15 protein-coding genes are annotated in these 13582 nt (G+C 76.3%); all 15 read left to right on the top strand.

Annotated elements, in window-relative coordinates; translation table 11 throughout:
- Window positions 1-138: 138 nt before the first annotated feature.
- The 15 genes from spoIIIAE to Q5761_RS05735 all read left to right on the top strand — a co-directional run bounded on the left by spoIIIAE (window position 139) and on the right by Q5761_RS05735 (window position 13514).
- On the top strand, window positions 139-1551 hold the full coding sequence (spoIIIAE, locus tag Q5761_RS05805) for a stage III sporulation protein AE (protein WP_318751526.1): 1413 nt from the start codon (window positions 139-141) through the stop codon (window positions 1549-1551).
- Window positions 1552-1561: 10 nt separating this feature from the next.
- The gene (locus Q5761_RS05800; RefSeq protein ID WP_318751525.1) at window positions 1562-2464 is read left to right on the top strand and encodes a stage III sporulation protein AF; all 903 of its coding nucleotides are present in this window, start codon (window positions 1562-1564) and stop codon (window positions 2462-2464) included.
- Window positions 2445-3080, top strand: a complete 636-nt coding sequence (locus tag Q5761_RS05795) for a stage III sporulation protein AG (protein ID WP_318751524.1) — start codon at window positions 2445-2447, stop codon at window positions 3078-3080. Before Q5761_RS05800 ends, Q5761_RS05795 begins: the two co-directional genes overlap by 20 nt.
- Window positions 3081-3147: 67 nt before the next feature.
- Window positions 3148-3771 carry a SpoIIIAH-like family protein gene (locus Q5761_RS05790; protein ID WP_135225472.1) on the top strand — a complete coding sequence of 208 codons (624 nt, stop codon included), beginning with the start codon at window positions 3148-3150 and terminating at the stop codon, window positions 3769-3771.
- Between the two features lie 110 nt (window positions 3772-3881).
- The gene (locus Q5761_RS05785; protein WP_135225471.1) at window positions 3882-4289 is read left to right on the top strand and encodes an Asp23/Gls24 family envelope stress response protein; all 408 of its coding nucleotides are present in this window, start codon (window positions 3882-3884) and stop codon (window positions 4287-4289) included.
- 172 nt (window positions 4290-4461) lie between these two features.
- The gene (gene amaP / locus Q5761_RS05780; protein WP_318751523.1) at window positions 4462-5013 is read left to right on the top strand and encodes an alkaline shock response membrane anchor protein AmaP; all 552 of its coding nucleotides are present in this window, start codon (window positions 4462-4464) and stop codon (window positions 5011-5013) included.
- An 18-nt stretch (window positions 5014-5031) separates the two neighbouring features.
- Window positions 5032-5259 (top strand): DUF2273 domain-containing protein, encoded by a 228-nt coding sequence (locus Q5761_RS05775; RefSeq protein WP_318751522.1) that lies wholly within the window; start codon window positions 5032-5034, stop codon window positions 5257-5259.
- A 212-nt stretch (window positions 5260-5471) separates the two neighbouring features.
- Window positions 5472-6008, top strand: a complete 537-nt coding sequence (gene nusB, locus Q5761_RS05770; RefSeq protein WP_318751521.1) for a transcription antitermination factor NusB — start codon at window positions 5472-5474, stop codon at window positions 6006-6008.
- A gap of 172 nt (window positions 6009-6180) precedes the next feature.
- Window positions 6181-7089, top strand: coding sequence for a bifunctional methylenetetrahydrofolate dehydrogenase/methenyltetrahydrofolate cyclohydrolase FolD (folD, locus tag Q5761_RS05765; RefSeq protein WP_135226077.1), 909 nt, complete (start codon window positions 6181-6183; stop codon window positions 7087-7089).
- A complete protein-coding gene (gene xseA, locus Q5761_RS05760) occupies window positions 7086-8423 on the top strand; it encodes an exodeoxyribonuclease VII large subunit (RefSeq protein WP_318751520.1) in 1338 nt (445 codons plus the stop codon). The genes folD and xseA overlap by 4 nt, the downstream gene beginning before the upstream one ends.
- Window positions 8423-8956: an exodeoxyribonuclease VII small subunit gene (gene xseB / locus Q5761_RS05755; protein ID WP_318751519.1), complete on the top strand. Its 534-nt coding sequence runs from the start codon at window positions 8423-8425 to the stop codon at window positions 8954-8956. Before xseA ends, xseB begins: the two co-directional genes overlap by 1 nt.
- Window positions 8953-9876, top strand: coding sequence for a polyprenyl synthetase family protein (locus tag Q5761_RS05750; protein ID WP_135225466.1), 924 nt, complete (start codon window positions 8953-8955; stop codon window positions 9874-9876). Before xseB ends, Q5761_RS05750 begins: the two co-directional genes overlap by 4 nt.
- A 1043-nt stretch (window positions 9877-10919) precedes the next feature.
- Window positions 10920-11579: a hypothetical protein gene (locus Q5761_RS05745; RefSeq protein ID WP_135225465.1), complete on the top strand. Its 660-nt coding sequence runs from the start codon at window positions 10920-10922 to the stop codon at window positions 11577-11579.
- Window positions 11580-11606: 27 nt separating this feature from the next.
- Entirely contained in the window at window positions 11607-12449 is an 843-nt protein-coding gene (locus Q5761_RS05740; RefSeq protein ID WP_243123293.1) for a TlyA family RNA methyltransferase, read from the top strand.
- A 168-nt stretch (window positions 12450-12617) separates the two neighbouring features.
- Entirely contained in the window at window positions 12618-13514 is an 897-nt protein-coding gene (locus Q5761_RS05735; protein ID WP_135225463.1) for a dihydrodipicolinate synthase family protein, read from the top strand.
- The last annotated feature ends 68 nt before the right edge of the window (window positions 13515-13582 follow it).

Below are 13582 nucleotides of genomic sequence, written 5' to 3'. Positions count from 1 at the left end.
GGTGGAGTGCGGGTGGGCCGGCTGCGGGTTGGCGCGGGGTGCCGGGAGGGGGGCCCGTCCCGATGCCGGCAGGGAGGCGCGGGACGGGGGGGACGCGCGGGCCGCGGCCGGCTCCGGGCCGCCGGCCGGGGGCTCCTGGTGCTGCTCGCCGTGCTGTCCGTGCTCCTCGCCGGCGCCGCCTCTGCCGCCGCCCGCGCGCTCACCCAGGCGGCGGCCATCCCCTCGCTGCCCCGCGCCGACGGGCCGCTGGCGGGAGGAGCCGCGCCCCCGCCAGCCGGCCCCTTCCCCGGGGCCGGCATGCCCGCGCCGGCGGCCGGATCCGATCCCGCCCACCGGCTCGCGCCGACGGCGTCGCCCGCCCCCGCGCCTGGCGGCGGCCCGGGAACCGGCGGCGGGGCGCCCGCGTCCGGGGATCCTGGGGGGCCGTCCGCGGAGGGGGTGCCGGGGGCCGCCGACCTGGACGAACTGGCCCGCCGCCAGTGGGAGGCGACGGAGGGCGCCGCCGGCTTCCTCGAGGCCCTCGAGCGCGTCCGCCAGCAGGTCGGGGACGCGGTGCCGGGGCTGGATTGGGAGCACACCCTCGAGGCCCTGCGCCAGGGCCGCCTGCCCTGGGATGCCGGCGACCTGCTGGGCGCCCTGGTGCGGGTCCTGGCCGGCGAGGTGGCGACCAACAGCGGCCTCTTGTTGCGCCTGCTGGTGTTGGCGGTGCTGCTGGCGGTGCTCCAGGCCATCGAGAACGCCTTCGACAACGAGGCGGTGGCGCGGACGGCCTATGCCGTGACCTACCTGGCCCTGATCGCCCTGGCGCTGGTGAGCTTCCGGGACGCCCTGGCCATCAGCCAGAAGGCCATCCAGGGGCTGGTGGACTTCCTGCTGGCGAGCCTGCCCGTGCTGCTGACGTTGATGGCCAGCACGGGGGCCCTGGCGACGGCGGGGATCCTGCATCCGCTGGTGGTGGCCACCGCCCAGTCCACCAGCGTGGTCATCGGCCAGGGGGTGCTGCCCCTGATCTTCCTGGCGGCCGTGGTGGACATCGCCGGCCACTTCCCCGTCGGGTCCAGCCTGTCGGGTCTCTCCCGCCTGCTGCGCCAGGCGGCCCTGCTCGTCCTCGGGCTGGCGGGCACCGTCTTCCTCGCCGTGGTGGCGATCCAGGGGGCCGCGGGAACCGTGGCCGACGGCATCGCCCTGCGCACGGCCAAGTACCTGGTGGGCGCCTTCGTCCCCGTCGTGGGCGGGATGCTGGCCGACTCGGTGGAGCTGGTGGTCACCTCGTCGATGCTCCTCAAGAACGCCGTCAACCTGCTGGGGATGTTGGCCGTCTTCGCCCTGGTCGCCCTGCCGCTGCTGAAGCTGGTGGCCCTGGTCTTCGTCTACCGGTTGGTGGCCGCGGCCATCCAGCCGGTGGGACCCGGCCACGTCACCGCCGCCCTGCAGTCCATGGGCGATCACCTGGTCCTGGTGGGCGCGGCGACGGCGGTGGTCGGGCTGATGTTCTTCGTCGTGCTGGCGGTGATGCTGGCGGCCGGCAACGCGGCCGTGATGATGCGCTAGGAGGACGGGCATGGGCGCCCTGAGCGAGTGGATCCGCCAGGTGATCCTGGTCCTGATCCTCACCGGCGTGGTGGAACTGGCCCTGCCGGCGGGCACGATGCGGCGCTACGTCCAGGTGGTGCTGGGGCTGCTGGTCCTGCTGGCCATCATCCGGCCCGTCCTGGCGTGGCTGGGCGGGGAGCCGGCGACCCTGGTCCCCGCGTGGGAGCGGATCCTGGAGCAGGCCGGCGCGGGCGCCGCCCCCCTCGCCGACGGCGTCCCGGGGACACCCCCGCGGGTGGACGCGGACCACCTCGCGGCGGCCCAGGACCGCACCCGCAGCCTGGCCCTCGACCTCCACCGCCAGCGGCTGGTGACGCTGATCCGCGAGGCGGTGCGCACCGCCACGGGCCTGGAGCCGCTGGCCATCGACCTCGACCTGGTGACGGACCCGGCATCGCCCCGGTGGGGAGCGGTCCTCGGGCTGACCCTCCACCTGCCCGCGTGGTCCGCGGTGGACCAGGACCCGCAGGTCCCGGCGGCGCCCCAGGGTGGGTTGCCGCGGCCGGAAGGGGGGAGCGGGCCGTCGGCGGCGGCCCCGGGCCCCGGGGGCGCGGCGGCCGGATCCCCCCGCGACGGCGCCGACCCGGAGGACGGGGAGGGGGCCCTGCCGGGTGCCATCCGCCCGGTCGAACCGGTCCGGGTGGGGCCCATCGGGCCCGGTCGAGACGCCGCCGCGGGGGCGGAGGGAGCGGGGACGGGCCTGGGCTCTGCGGCGGGAGGCCGGGTCGTCCCCTTGGGCGAGGCCGCGCGCCGGTCGCTGGCGGCCCGGGTCCGCCAGGCCCTGGCCGCCCGCCTCGACCTCGCCCCGGCGGCGGTGCGGGTGGTCTGGGTCGAAGCCGTGGAGGGAGGTGATGCCGGTGCCACACCGTGAGGGCGGGCGGGCCGGCCTGGCCCTGACCCTGGACTGGCGCGATCCCCGGCGACGCCAGCAGCTGCTCCTCGTGGCCGCGCTGGTCCTGGGGGTCGGGCTCCTGGTGGCGGGGCAGCTGGGCTCCCACGCCCGGCCCCCGGGGTCGGCGGGGACGTCCTCCCGCAGCCCGGCCGCTCCCGCCACGGCGGCGGCCGTGGATCCCCTGGAGCCGATGGCCGCCCAGCTGGCCGCCCGGCTGGAGGCCATCCTCTCCCAGGTCCGCGGTGCGGGCCGGGTGCAGGTCGAGGTCCACCTGGCCCGCGGGCCGCGGTACCAGTACGCGTCCAATCGGGTCTCCACCGAGCGGCGTACCGAGGAACAGGACGCCGGGGGCGGCCGCCGGACCATCACCGAGCAGCGGGATGAGCGCCAGCTGCTCCTGGGAGGGGGGGACGAGGAGGGCCTGATCAGCCAAGTCGACGCGGTGGAGATCGCCGGGGTCCTGGTGGTGGCCCAGGGCGCTGCCGACCCCGGCGTACGGGCCGCCCTGACCCAGGCGGTGGCCACGTATCTGCACCTGCCGCTGCACCGCGTCATGGTGCTGGCCGGAACGCCCGCGGACGGGTCGCGACCGTGAGCCGCGGGTGCGACAACCGGCGGCGGTGCCCGTAGGCACCGACCGCCGACCACGGGGAGGTCCCAGCATGAGCAAAGTCCAGGCCGGTTCGCCGGCACGCTTCCTGGTCTTCCTGTTGGTGGTGGCGGTGGTCTTCGCGTACATCGCCGCCAAGTGGGACGACTTCAACCACCAGAGCGCCCTCTACGAGGGAAGCGCGGGCGGCGTCGACCTCGGTCAGCAGGGCGGCGCCGCGGTGGGCCTCGAGGGCAGCGAGGCGGGATCCAGCCCGTCGTCCGAGGGCGCGGCCACGGGCGAGGGCACCGCCCAGCTCCCCGGCGAGGCCACCCCCGATCTGGAGGGCGGCAGCTTCGCCGAACTGCGGGTGCAGCGGACGGCGATCTACGACCGCCAGATCGAGCAGCTCCAGGCCATCGCCAACGACCCCGACGCCAGCGCCAGCGCCCGCGAGCAGGCGCAGCAGGCGCTGGTCCAGCTGACCCAGCGGCAGGGGGTCGAGCAGCAGATCGAGCAGCTGATCCGCAGCAAGGGCTACGAGGACGCCGTGGTGTTCGTCTACGACCAGGCGGCGATCGTGGTGGTCAAGGCCGACCGCTTCGCCCAGGCCGACGCGGCACGGATCGCCGACATCGTCCGCCAGGTGACCGGCATCGGCTACGAGGGGATCCGCATCGTCACGCGCAACGGCTGAGGGGCGCCGCGGCAACCGCGGCGGCTGGCCGCGGTTGCCGCGGCCACTGTATAATGTCACCGTCGCGGCGGTCCCCCGGGGCCGGCCCGCCCGGTGCGGGAGGTGGCGTCATGGACGAGCAGGCCGAGTTCCTCCCCCTCCCGGGGGAGGACGAGGGCGGTCACATCCGCATCGCCAGCGAGGTGGTCAGCGTCATCGCCGGGATCGCCGCCATGGAGATCGACGGCGTCGCCGGCATGGCCAGTGGAGGCCTGGTGGGCGGCCTCTCGGAGATGCTGGGGTGGAAGAACCTCGGCAAGGGCGTCAAGGTCGAGGTCGGCGAACGGGAGTGCACCATCGACCTGTTCATGATCGTCCGCTACGGCGTCCGCATCCCCCAGGTGGCCGAGCGGGTGCAGGACAACGTCAAGCGTGCCGTCGAGACCATGACCGGCCTGCGGGTGCGCAGCGTGAACATCCACATCCAGGGGGTGGCGTTCCCGGAGGCGCAGCGGGAGGCGGAGGCCCGGGCCAAGTAGCGACCGGCCCCGGATTCGCGCCGGGCCGGCCCGGTGGCGCCGGCGCCCGGCCGCGGACGCCCCTCCCGGCCGGGGGTCGTCGACGGGCGCCGCGAAGCGGCGCCCGGGGCAGCCGGGGCGGTGCCGGTGACGCCCGGGAGCGTCCCGCCTGGAAGGCGGAAGGGGGCACGCCATGGCCCCTTGGCTTGCGGTGTTGGCGGTCTTGAACTCGGCGGTCCTGGCCATGGTAGGCCTCGCCGCGGTCGCCGCGGTGGTGGGGGGACTCCTCCTGCCCGCAGCGGGTTGGCTCCCCTGGCTCCCGTGGGCGACGGCCGTCGCGCCCCCCGCCCGGTGGTACGTCGCCGGCGTTGGGCTCGCGTTCGTCCTGAGCGGAGCGCACGTCGTCTACCACGCCCTGCGCCCGCGGCCCCGCGACGCCCTCTCGGCGGCCACCGAGCTCGGCGAGGTGCGCACCGCCCTGGCCGCGGTGGAGGAGCTGGCCCGGCGCAGCGGGCTGCAGGTCGGGGGCGTCCGGGACGTGCGACCCCGGGTGCGGGCGGACCGGGACGGCGTGCGGCTGTGGGTGCGGGCCGAGGTGTTGCCGGACCACCCCATCCCCGAGGTGGCCCCCCAGCTGCAGGCGCGGCTCCGGGAGACGGTGGAGGCCGTGGTCGGCGCCCGGGTGAAGGAGGTCCGGGTGGTGGTGGAACGCTTCGCCGGCGAGCGTCCCCGCCGGGCGGAGTGACCGGGAGGCGGTGGGGCCGTGGAGGAGGGCCGCGGGTTCTGGCGGCGTCATGCCGGGAAGGTCGTCGGCGCAGGGGCCGGATTCCTCCTGGCCCTCCTGGTCAAGTGGTTGGGCCTCGGGTGGACCTTGCTGGGCCTCGCCCTGGCGTGGGTCGGTTACCGGCTGGGCGCCCGTGTCGACGAGGGCGACGGGGACTGGGCCGAGCTCTGGGACCGTTGGGCCGGTCGCTGGAGCCGCCGGGCGTAGGGGCGGGCGCGCAGGGCTGCGGTGCCCGGTCGCGGTCGGCGCGGCGCGGTCCGGCGACAGGGGACGTGGACGGCCGTGGACGGCCGGCCGCAGAGCCGGCGCCAGGGGGTTGGCCGGGGGATCGGAGCGGGACGGTCGGGTGCCGGGGACCGCGGGAGCCGTCCAAGGGGCGGCGGGTAGGGACGGTCCCTGGCCGGAGGTGATTGCAGGCGTTGGACCGGCGCAGCGGCGGACGGTCGGGAGGACCGCGACGGCGGGCGCGCGAGATCGCCTTGCAGGCGCTGTTCCAGTGGGAGGCGGCGGGCAACCCGCTGGAGACGGGGCTGGAGTGGGCGGCGACGGAGTACGATCCGGGCGAGGAGGTCTTGGCCTTCGCCGCGGAACTGGCGCGGGGCGTGACCCGTCACCGGCTGGACATCGACGGGCTGATCGCCCGCTACGCCCGCGACTGGGACCTGGACCGCCTGGCCCGGGTGGACCGCAACATCCTGCGATTGGGCATCTACGAACTGTTGTACGCCGGCCGACCCGACGTCCCGCCCCCCGTGGCGATCAACGAGGCCGTCGAGCTGGCGAAGCGGTACAGCAGCGAGGACGCCGCCCGCTTCGTCAACGGCATCCTCGGCCAGTTGGCGCGGGACCGCGGGCTGGCCGAGGGCGATGCCGGGGCAGGGGATCCCGCGGAGGCGCAGCCGGCCGGGCCGCCGGTCCCCGCGCCCGGGGCGGAGGGCGGCTCCACCGAACCCTGAAGGGCGGCGGGAGCGGCACCGGGGGCGACCGGCCGCGGCAGGGCTGGGGGAGCCGCATGGAGGCGACCCGTCGCAGGGCCGCGCCGACGGGCATGAGCCGACCACGGGCGCGCGGAGTCGGGCTACCCCTAGGCCCGTCGGCACCGGCGGGGCGAAGGGGAGGGAGGCGCCGCTGGGCGAGGACAAGCTGTGGGAGGGCAGGTCGCTGGCGGCCCGGATCCGTGTCGAGGTCGCGGCCCGCGCCGCCCGCTTCCGCCGACGGATGGGGCGCCCGCCCGGCCTGGCGGCGGTGCTGGTCGGGGACGACCCCGCCTCCTTCGTCTACGTGCGCAACAAGGCCCGGGCCTGCCGGGAGGCCGGGCTCTACTCGGAGGTGCACCACCTGCCCGCCACCGCGACCCAGGCGCAGGTGGTCGCCCTGGTCCGCCGCCTGAATGCGCGGCCCGACGTGGACGGCATCCTGATCCAGTGGCCGGTGCCGGCGGGGATCGACTACGAGGCGGTGGTGGCCGAGATCGACCCGGCCCGGGACGTGGATGGCTTCCACCCCGTCAACGCGGGAGCCCTCTGGCGGGGGCGGCCGCGGCTCGTCCCCTGTACGCCCCTGGGCGTCTTGGCGCTGTTGCGCGCCTACGGCGTCACGCCGGCCGGCCGCCATGCGGTGGTGGTCGGGCGGAGCCCCATCGTCGGTCGGCCGATGGCCGGGTTGCTACTGCTCCAGGACGCCACGGTGACCGTCTGCCATTCGCGGACGCCCGAGCTCGGGCGCATCGCGCGGCAGGCGGACATCCTCGTGGTGGCCGCGGGACGCCCGGGCCTGATCGGCGCGGACCACGTCGCCCCCGGCGCCGCGGTGGTGGACGTGGGCATCAACCGGCAGGGCGGCCGCCTGACCGGCGACGTGCGCCGCGCGGAGGTCCTGCCGGTGGCCGCCGGCGTGACCCCGGTACCGGGCGGGGTGGGACCCATGACGGTGGCGATGCTGCTGGTCAATACCGTCGAGGCGGCGTGGGCGCGCGCCGAGGGCCGGCCGCCGGACAGCCTGGCGGCGTGCCCGCCGCTGCGGGAGGCGACGGCGTGAGGGCACCGGGTCCAGCGCCCCGCGGGGAGCGGCGACCGCAGGGCGTCCCCCCGTACCTGGGATCGGCGTGGGAAGGGGCCCCGACCGGCGCGGTCCTCACCGTGTCGGAGCTGACCGCCCGCATCCGCCAGCGCCTGGAGGGCGACCTCCGCCTGCGGCGGGTCTGGGTGCGGGGCGAGATCAACAGCTGCCGGCGCCACTCCTCGGGGCACCTCTACTTCACGCTCCAGGACGAGGCCGCGACCTTGCGCTGCGTGATGTTCCGCGGGGCCGCGGCCCGTTTGGCCTTCACGCCCGAGGACGGGCTGGAGGTGGTGGCCGCCGGCCGCGTCGGCGTCTACGGACCGGCCGGCACGTATCAGCTCTACGTCGAGGCCCTGGAGCCGGCTGGCCTCGGCGCCCTCTTCCTGGCCCTCGAGCAGCGCCGGCGGCGGCTGGCCCGGGAGGGGCTGTTCGACCCGGAGCGCAAGCGCCCGCTGCCGCCCTTCCCCCGCTGCCTCGGCGTGGTCACCTCGGCCGACGGCGCGGCGCTGCGGGACATCCTCCAGGTCGCCCTGCGCCGCAACCCGCGGCTGCGCGTGGTGGTGGCGCCCGTGCCCGTCCAGGGCGAGGGTGCCGCCCAGGCCATCGCGGCCGCCATCGCCCGATTCAACCGCTGGGGCGGGGCCGACGTGCTGATCGTCGGCCGCGGTGGCGGCGCCCGGGAGGACCTCTGGACGTTCAATGATGAGATCGTGGTCCGGGCGGTGGCGTCCAGCCGCATCCCCGTGGTCTCGGCGGTGGGTCACGAGATCGACGTCACCCTCTGCGACCTGGCGGCCGACGCGCGCGCCCCGACGCCGTCGGCGGCGGCCGCCATGGTGGTGCCGGAGCTGGGACCCGTGCAGGCGCGGCTGGCCGAGCTCGCCCACCGCCTGGAGACCGCGATGCGGCGGCGGCTGGAGCGGGCGCGGCGGCGGCTGGACGAACTGGCCCGGCGGCCCGGGTTGCGCCACCCGGCGCAGCAGCTGGAGGACCGGCGCAGACGGCTGCGGCAGATCGAAGGCGCGCTGCGCCGCGCCATGGCCTGGCGGCTCCATGGCGAGCGGCGGCGGCTGGAGGCCCTGGCGGGCAGGCTCGAGTCCCTGAGCCCGCTGGCTGTGCTGCGACGCGGCTACAGCATCACGCGCGACGCGACGGGTCGGGTGCTCACCGACGCCGCGGACCTCCGGCCGGGTCACCGGGTGGAGGTGCTGCTGGCGCGGGGCCGGCTGGAGGCGGAGGTGCGGCGCGTCGACCCGGAGGGCGGGGCGACGGCGATCCTGGACGGTCTTCGCCCAGGGGAGGACGGGTGATGGTTCCCGAAGAGCCTCGCGGGCTGGAAGAGGAAGCGGCCCCCGCCGCGCCGCGTTCGGCAGCGCGGAGCGAGGACGAACCGGCCGGGCCGCGTGCCCGCCCAGGGGGCGCCGCGGGGGACGGCGGCGCAGCCGGTTCATTCCCGCCAGACGGCGGAGCCGGTTCGTCGCCATCCGGTGATGGGGGTCGGGACGAAGGGGTCTCGCGACCCGCCGTCGGGGGCGGCGACGCCGCCGGGGTGGCCCCCGACGGGGCGCCGCGGCGGGGTGCGGCCATGGCGCCGGAGCCGTCCTTCGAGGCGATGCTCGCCGAGCTGGAGGCCGTCGTCCGCCAGCTGGAGTCGGAGGAGGCCGACCTGGATCGGGCCCTGGCCCTCTTCCAGCGCGGCATCGAGCTGGTGCGCCGGTGTCACCGCCGCCTGGAGGCCATGGAGCGGCAGGTCCAGTGGCTGCTGGAGGACGCCACGGGCGCGGTCCGCCTGGTGCCCGCCCCGGAACTCGACCCGGCGGCGGAAGGGGGCGACAACCGGTGACGGACCCGGGGGCCGCCGCCGAGCCATGGCGGGCGGAGGTGGACGCCCTGGCGGCACGGGCCCGCCAGGCCCTGGAGGCGGTGCTGCCGCCGCCGGAGGTCCCGCCCGCCCGGATCCATGAGGCCATGCGCTACAGCGCCCTGGCGGGCGGCAAGCTGTTGCGCCCGGTCCTGGTGATGGCCGCCGCGCGCTGCGTCGGCGGACCCGCGGCGCTGACGCCGGCCGTGGAGCGCGCCGCCGCCGCCGTCGAGCTGGTGCACACGTATTCGCTGATCCACGACGACCTGCCGGCCATGGACGACGACGCCATGCGCCGCGGTCAGCCGGCCAACCACGTGGTCTTCGGCGAGGCGATGGCGATCCTGGCCGGCGACGCCTTGCTGACCCTGGCCTTCGAGGTGCTGGCGGACCTGCCGCGGTGGGGCGTCGACCCGGCGGTGGCGGTGCAGGTGGCGGCGGAGCTGGCGCGGGCCGCGGGGACCCAGGGGCTGATCGGCGGCCAGGTGGACGACCTGGCCGCCACCCGCGGCGCGCCGGTGGACCTGGCGACGCTGCGGTCGATCCACCGCCGCAAGACCGGGGCCCTGTTCTGCGCCTGCGTGCGCATCGGCGCCCGACTGGGCGGAGCCGACGCCGCCGCCCTGGAGGCCCTGACGGCCTACGCCACCGCCTTCGGCGAGGCCTTCCAGATCGTGGACGACATCCTGGACGTCACCGGGGACGAGGCGGAGCTGGGCAAGCCGGTGGGCAGCGACGCGCGCCGGGGCAAGGTGACGGTCCCCGGGCTGGTGGGGCTGGAGGCCGCGCGCCGGATGGCCGCCGAGGCCACGGAGCGGGCCGTGGCCAGCCTGCAGCCCCTTGGCCAGCGGGCGGCCGTCCTGGCCTGGCTTGCCCGGAGCCTCCTGCAGCGGCGGCGCTGACGCCCGCAGGCCGGCGGAGCAGGGCGCGCCGAGGCCGAGGCGCGGATCCCCACCGACGCCGTCACCGACGTCCCGCTACCGATGCGCCGGTCCTGGAAGGAGATGGCGGAGCCGGTGGCGAAGGGACTTGCGGCGGCGGGCCGCGGCGGCTATGCTGGTCCCCTCGGCCGCGCCGGCGGGCGTGGCACCGGCCACATGCCGCCGGTTGCGCTACAATGGAGCATGGCCGGCTCCCCTGGATCGCCGCCCTGGGGCGGGCCCCCCGTGGGTGCACGACGCGAGCCGGGGCCGTCGACCGGTGGGTGGGGGTCGGCCGGGACGATCCGGGATCGGCACCGAGACCTTCGACCCCACGCACGGGGGTCGAGTTGGGTTTTCGGCCGCGGGTGGCGCAGTATCCTAGTCGGCACCCGCGCTTCTGAAGGCGGGCCTAAAAATCCGCCATATGGGCACAGCGATGAAGTTCCTGGTGGCGGCTGCCGACGCCCCGTCGGGGGTCGCTGCTGGGAGTTAAGGGGTCGGGGCGATCTGCAAGGGCATGCAGGCGTGGACCCTGACCCCGCGGAGGCCCATGGTCGTGGCAGACGGGCGACCGGGCTGCTACGACGTGGGGTACGAACCTGCATGCGGGATGACCGTGTGCAGCGTAGCCCGCCCTGCGTGGGCAGGGTGGAGGTGGCACCGCGGCCGGCCGCGCCGGAGGGCCCCCGGCCGGCCGGCTTGCCCTGAAACCCTGCCTGCTAAACGGGCTAGGAAGCGCGGGGACCGTCGGGGAAAACCCCTAGGCTGTTTCCCGTTCGGGAAGGTCCGCTGGGGATTACAGTGCGCGCTAAGTGGCAATCTAGCCCTGCCGACGGCGACGCGGCAGGCTGGCCGTGCGAGGGGAAACCGCCGGGCCGGCGACGGCCCGGTCGGCCAGCGGGAAATCCTGCTAGACCTCAAGCCGCAACGTTTACTCAGCGGGCCGCCACTCGCGGCGCTTTTGCTTTTCCGCGGCCCCGCGCGGACCTCGCGGGCCCGCGCCGCGCGCTGGAGGGATGGGCTTGACGCGTGCGCAGGCCTCACGGTACGCCCCGGCATGGCGGCGGGGCGTGGGGCTTGGCTTGTTGACCTTCACCGTCGCCCTGGTCACCTCCCCCCTCTCCGAGTCGGCCGTGCGCGCCCTCAACCTGCCGCTGGCCGTCCTCATCGTGGCGGTCATCGTCGCCGTGGGCGTGTTCTTCGACATCATCGGCGTGGCCGCGGCAGCGGCGGACGAGGCACCCTTCCACGCCATGGCGGCCAAGCGCCGGGCCGGTGCCCGGGCCGCCCTGGGCCTGGTGCGCAACGCGGACCGCGTGGCCGCCTTCGCCAACGACGTGGTCGGCGACGTGGCCGGCACCCTCGCCGGCGCCGCGGGCGCGGCCGTGGCCGTGCGGCTGGGGGAGTGGCTGGACGGACGCGGCACCCACCTGGTGGTGACGCCGCTGGTCCTGGCGCTGGTGGCCGGTCTCATGGTGGGGGCCAAGGCGGCGGGCAAGGGCTTCGCCCTGCGGGAACACCGGCGGATCCTGCTGGCTCTCGGCCGCGCCCTCGAGGCCGTGGAGGGATGGACGCACCTGCGCCTGTACCCGGCATTGCGCCGCCACCGGCGGCGGGCACGGGCCGCCACCGGCGCCCGCGGTCGCGCGATGCGCCGCGTTCGTCCGTCGGGGAGGGGGTGAGGGATCCTGCCCCGAGAACGCCTCGACGTGCTGCTGGTCCAGCGAGGCTGGTTCGACAGCCGCAGCCGCGCGCGGGCGGCCATCCTGGCGGGCCGGGTGCGGGTGGACGGCCAGGTGGTCGACAAGGCCGGCACCCGGGTGGACCCCTCCGCCCAGGTGGAGGTGGTGGGCGATCCCATCCCGTATGTGAGCCGCGGCGGCCTCAAGCTGGAGCACGCGATCCGCGCCTTCGACCTGGCCCCTGCGGTGCGCGGCGCCGTCTGCGCCGACATCGGCGCCTCCACCGGCGGGTTCACCGACTGCCTACTGCAGCACGGCGCGCGGCGGGTCTACGCCATCGACGTGGGCTACGGCCAGCTGGCCTGGCGCCTCCGCCAAGATCCCCGGGTCGTGGTGATGGAGCGGGTCAACGCCCGGTATCTCACCCCCGGCGATCTGCCCGAGCGGGTCGACCTCGTCACGGTCGACGTCTCCTTCATCTCCCTGCGCCTGATCCTCCCCCCGGCGCGGGACCTCCTCGTGCCGGGGGGCGGCGTCGTCGCCCTGATCAAGCCCCAGTTCGAGGCAGGGCCGGCCGAGGTGGGCAAGGGTGGGGTGGTCCGGGACCCGAGGGTGCACCGCCGGGTGCTCGCCGAGGTGACGGCGGCGGCGGACGAACTCGGCCTTGTGCTCCTCGACCTCACGGCCTCGCCGATCCGCGGCGCCGACGGCAACCGGGAGTTCCTGGCCCTCTGGCGCAGCCCGCGGGCGGCCGACCGGGTGGGCCAGGCGGCCGGCGGCGATGGAAGTCCGGTGGCCGCGGTGCTGCGGGACCGGCCGGCGCTGGCTGGCGAGGCCCGCCGCCGCTGCATCGACGGCGTGGTGTCCTGAGGGGACCCGTCTCCGTGGACCGCCGGTGCCCGGGCGCGCCACGGCCGCCACGGCCGGAACCCGCGGCGCGGACGCAGGGACCGGCGGCGCCGGGATGGAAGAGATGCCCCCGGAGGCCGCGCGCGGCTGCGCCGGCAGCCCGCGGGGCGCGGGTCAGGAGGTGGGACGGTGAGCCTCGATCTCTCGGGCATCTGGGCGCCGCTGGTGACGCCCTTCACCGCCGACGAGGAGGTCGACCTGGAGGCGCTGGCGTTCAACGTGGAGCTCTACGGGCAGACGCCGCTGCGCGGGTACGTGGCCCTGGGGACCACCGGCGAGTTCGTCCACCTGAGCGATGACGAACGGGGTCGGGTCATCGAGACGGTGGTGCGGGCGGCCCGCGGCGACCACCGCCCGGTGATGGCGGGGGTCGGCGGCCACGCCACGCGCGTGGCGGTCGAACAGGCGCGGCGGGCGGCCGACGCCGGGGCCCAGGCGCTGCTGGTCTGGCCACCCTTCTACTACAAGGCACAGATGGACGCTGAGGCCCTGGTGGACTACTTCACGGCGGTGGCCGACGCCTCGCCCGTGCCGGTGATCCTCTACCACATCCCCCAGAACACCGGCGTCGCCCTCTCGCCCGCCGTCGTGGGCGAGCTGGCGGCCCACCCGAGGATCGCCGGCATCAAGGACAGCTCGGGCCAGCCGTCCCAGACCATCGCCTTCCTGCGGGAGGGCGGCCCCGGCTTCGCGGTCTTCGTCGGGTCGACCACGGCGCTGCTGGCCGGTTTGGCGGCGGGGGCCGCCGGGGGCATCCTGGCGACGGCCAACGTCGCCCCCTACGAGTGCTGCGAGGTCTACGAGCACGGGCGCGCGGGGCGCTGGACGGAGGCGGCCGAGGTCTACCGCCGGGTGGCGGCGGTGGACGAGCTGCTCTCCCGGCTCGGGCTGGGTGCGATGAAGGCCGCCCTGGAGATGCTGGGATACCGCGGGGGCTACCCACGCCGGCCCCTGGTCCGCCCCGACGAGGCGGAGCTCGACCGGTTGCGGTTGCTCCTGCGGGAGCAGCGCTTGCTGGGCTGTTGAGCTGCAGCGGGAGGCCGGACGGCCGCGGCTGGCCGGATCCCAGCCCACCCTGCGACGGGCCCCGGCGG

Source organism: Thermaerobacter composti (assembly GCF_033582035.1).
Lineage (GTDB): Bacteria > Bacillota > Sulfobacillia > Thermaerobacterales > Thermaerobacteraceae > Thermaerobacter > Thermaerobacter composti.
The sequence above is the reverse complement of the archived record's forward strand: the minus strand, read 5'-3'. Positions and strand labels throughout refer to the sequence as shown.

Coding starts and splice junctions, on each gene's coding strand:
- Q5761_RS05800 (WP_318751525.1), top strand. CDS start 1,562: ATGGGCGCCCTGAGCGAGTGGATCCGCCAGGTGATCCTGGTCCTGATC.
- Q5761_RS05785 (WP_135225471.1), top strand. CDS start 3,882: ATGGACGAGCAGGCCGAGTTCCTCCCCCTCCCGGGGGAGGACGAGGGC.
- xseB (WP_318751519.1), top strand. CDS start 8,423: ATGGTTCCCGAAGAGCCTCGCGGGCTGGAAGAGGAAGCGGCCCCCGCC.
- Q5761_RS05795 (WP_318751524.1), top strand. CDS start 2,445: ATGCCGGTGCCACACCGTGAGGGCGGGCGGGCCGGCCTGGCCCTGACC.
- Q5761_RS05790 (WP_135225472.1), top strand. CDS start 3,148: ATGAGCAAAGTCCAGGCCGGTTCGCCGGCACGCTTCCTGGTCTTCCTG.
- amaP (WP_318751523.1), top strand. CDS start 4,462: ATGGCCCCTTGGCTTGCGGTGTTGGCGGTCTTGAACTCGGCGGTCCTG.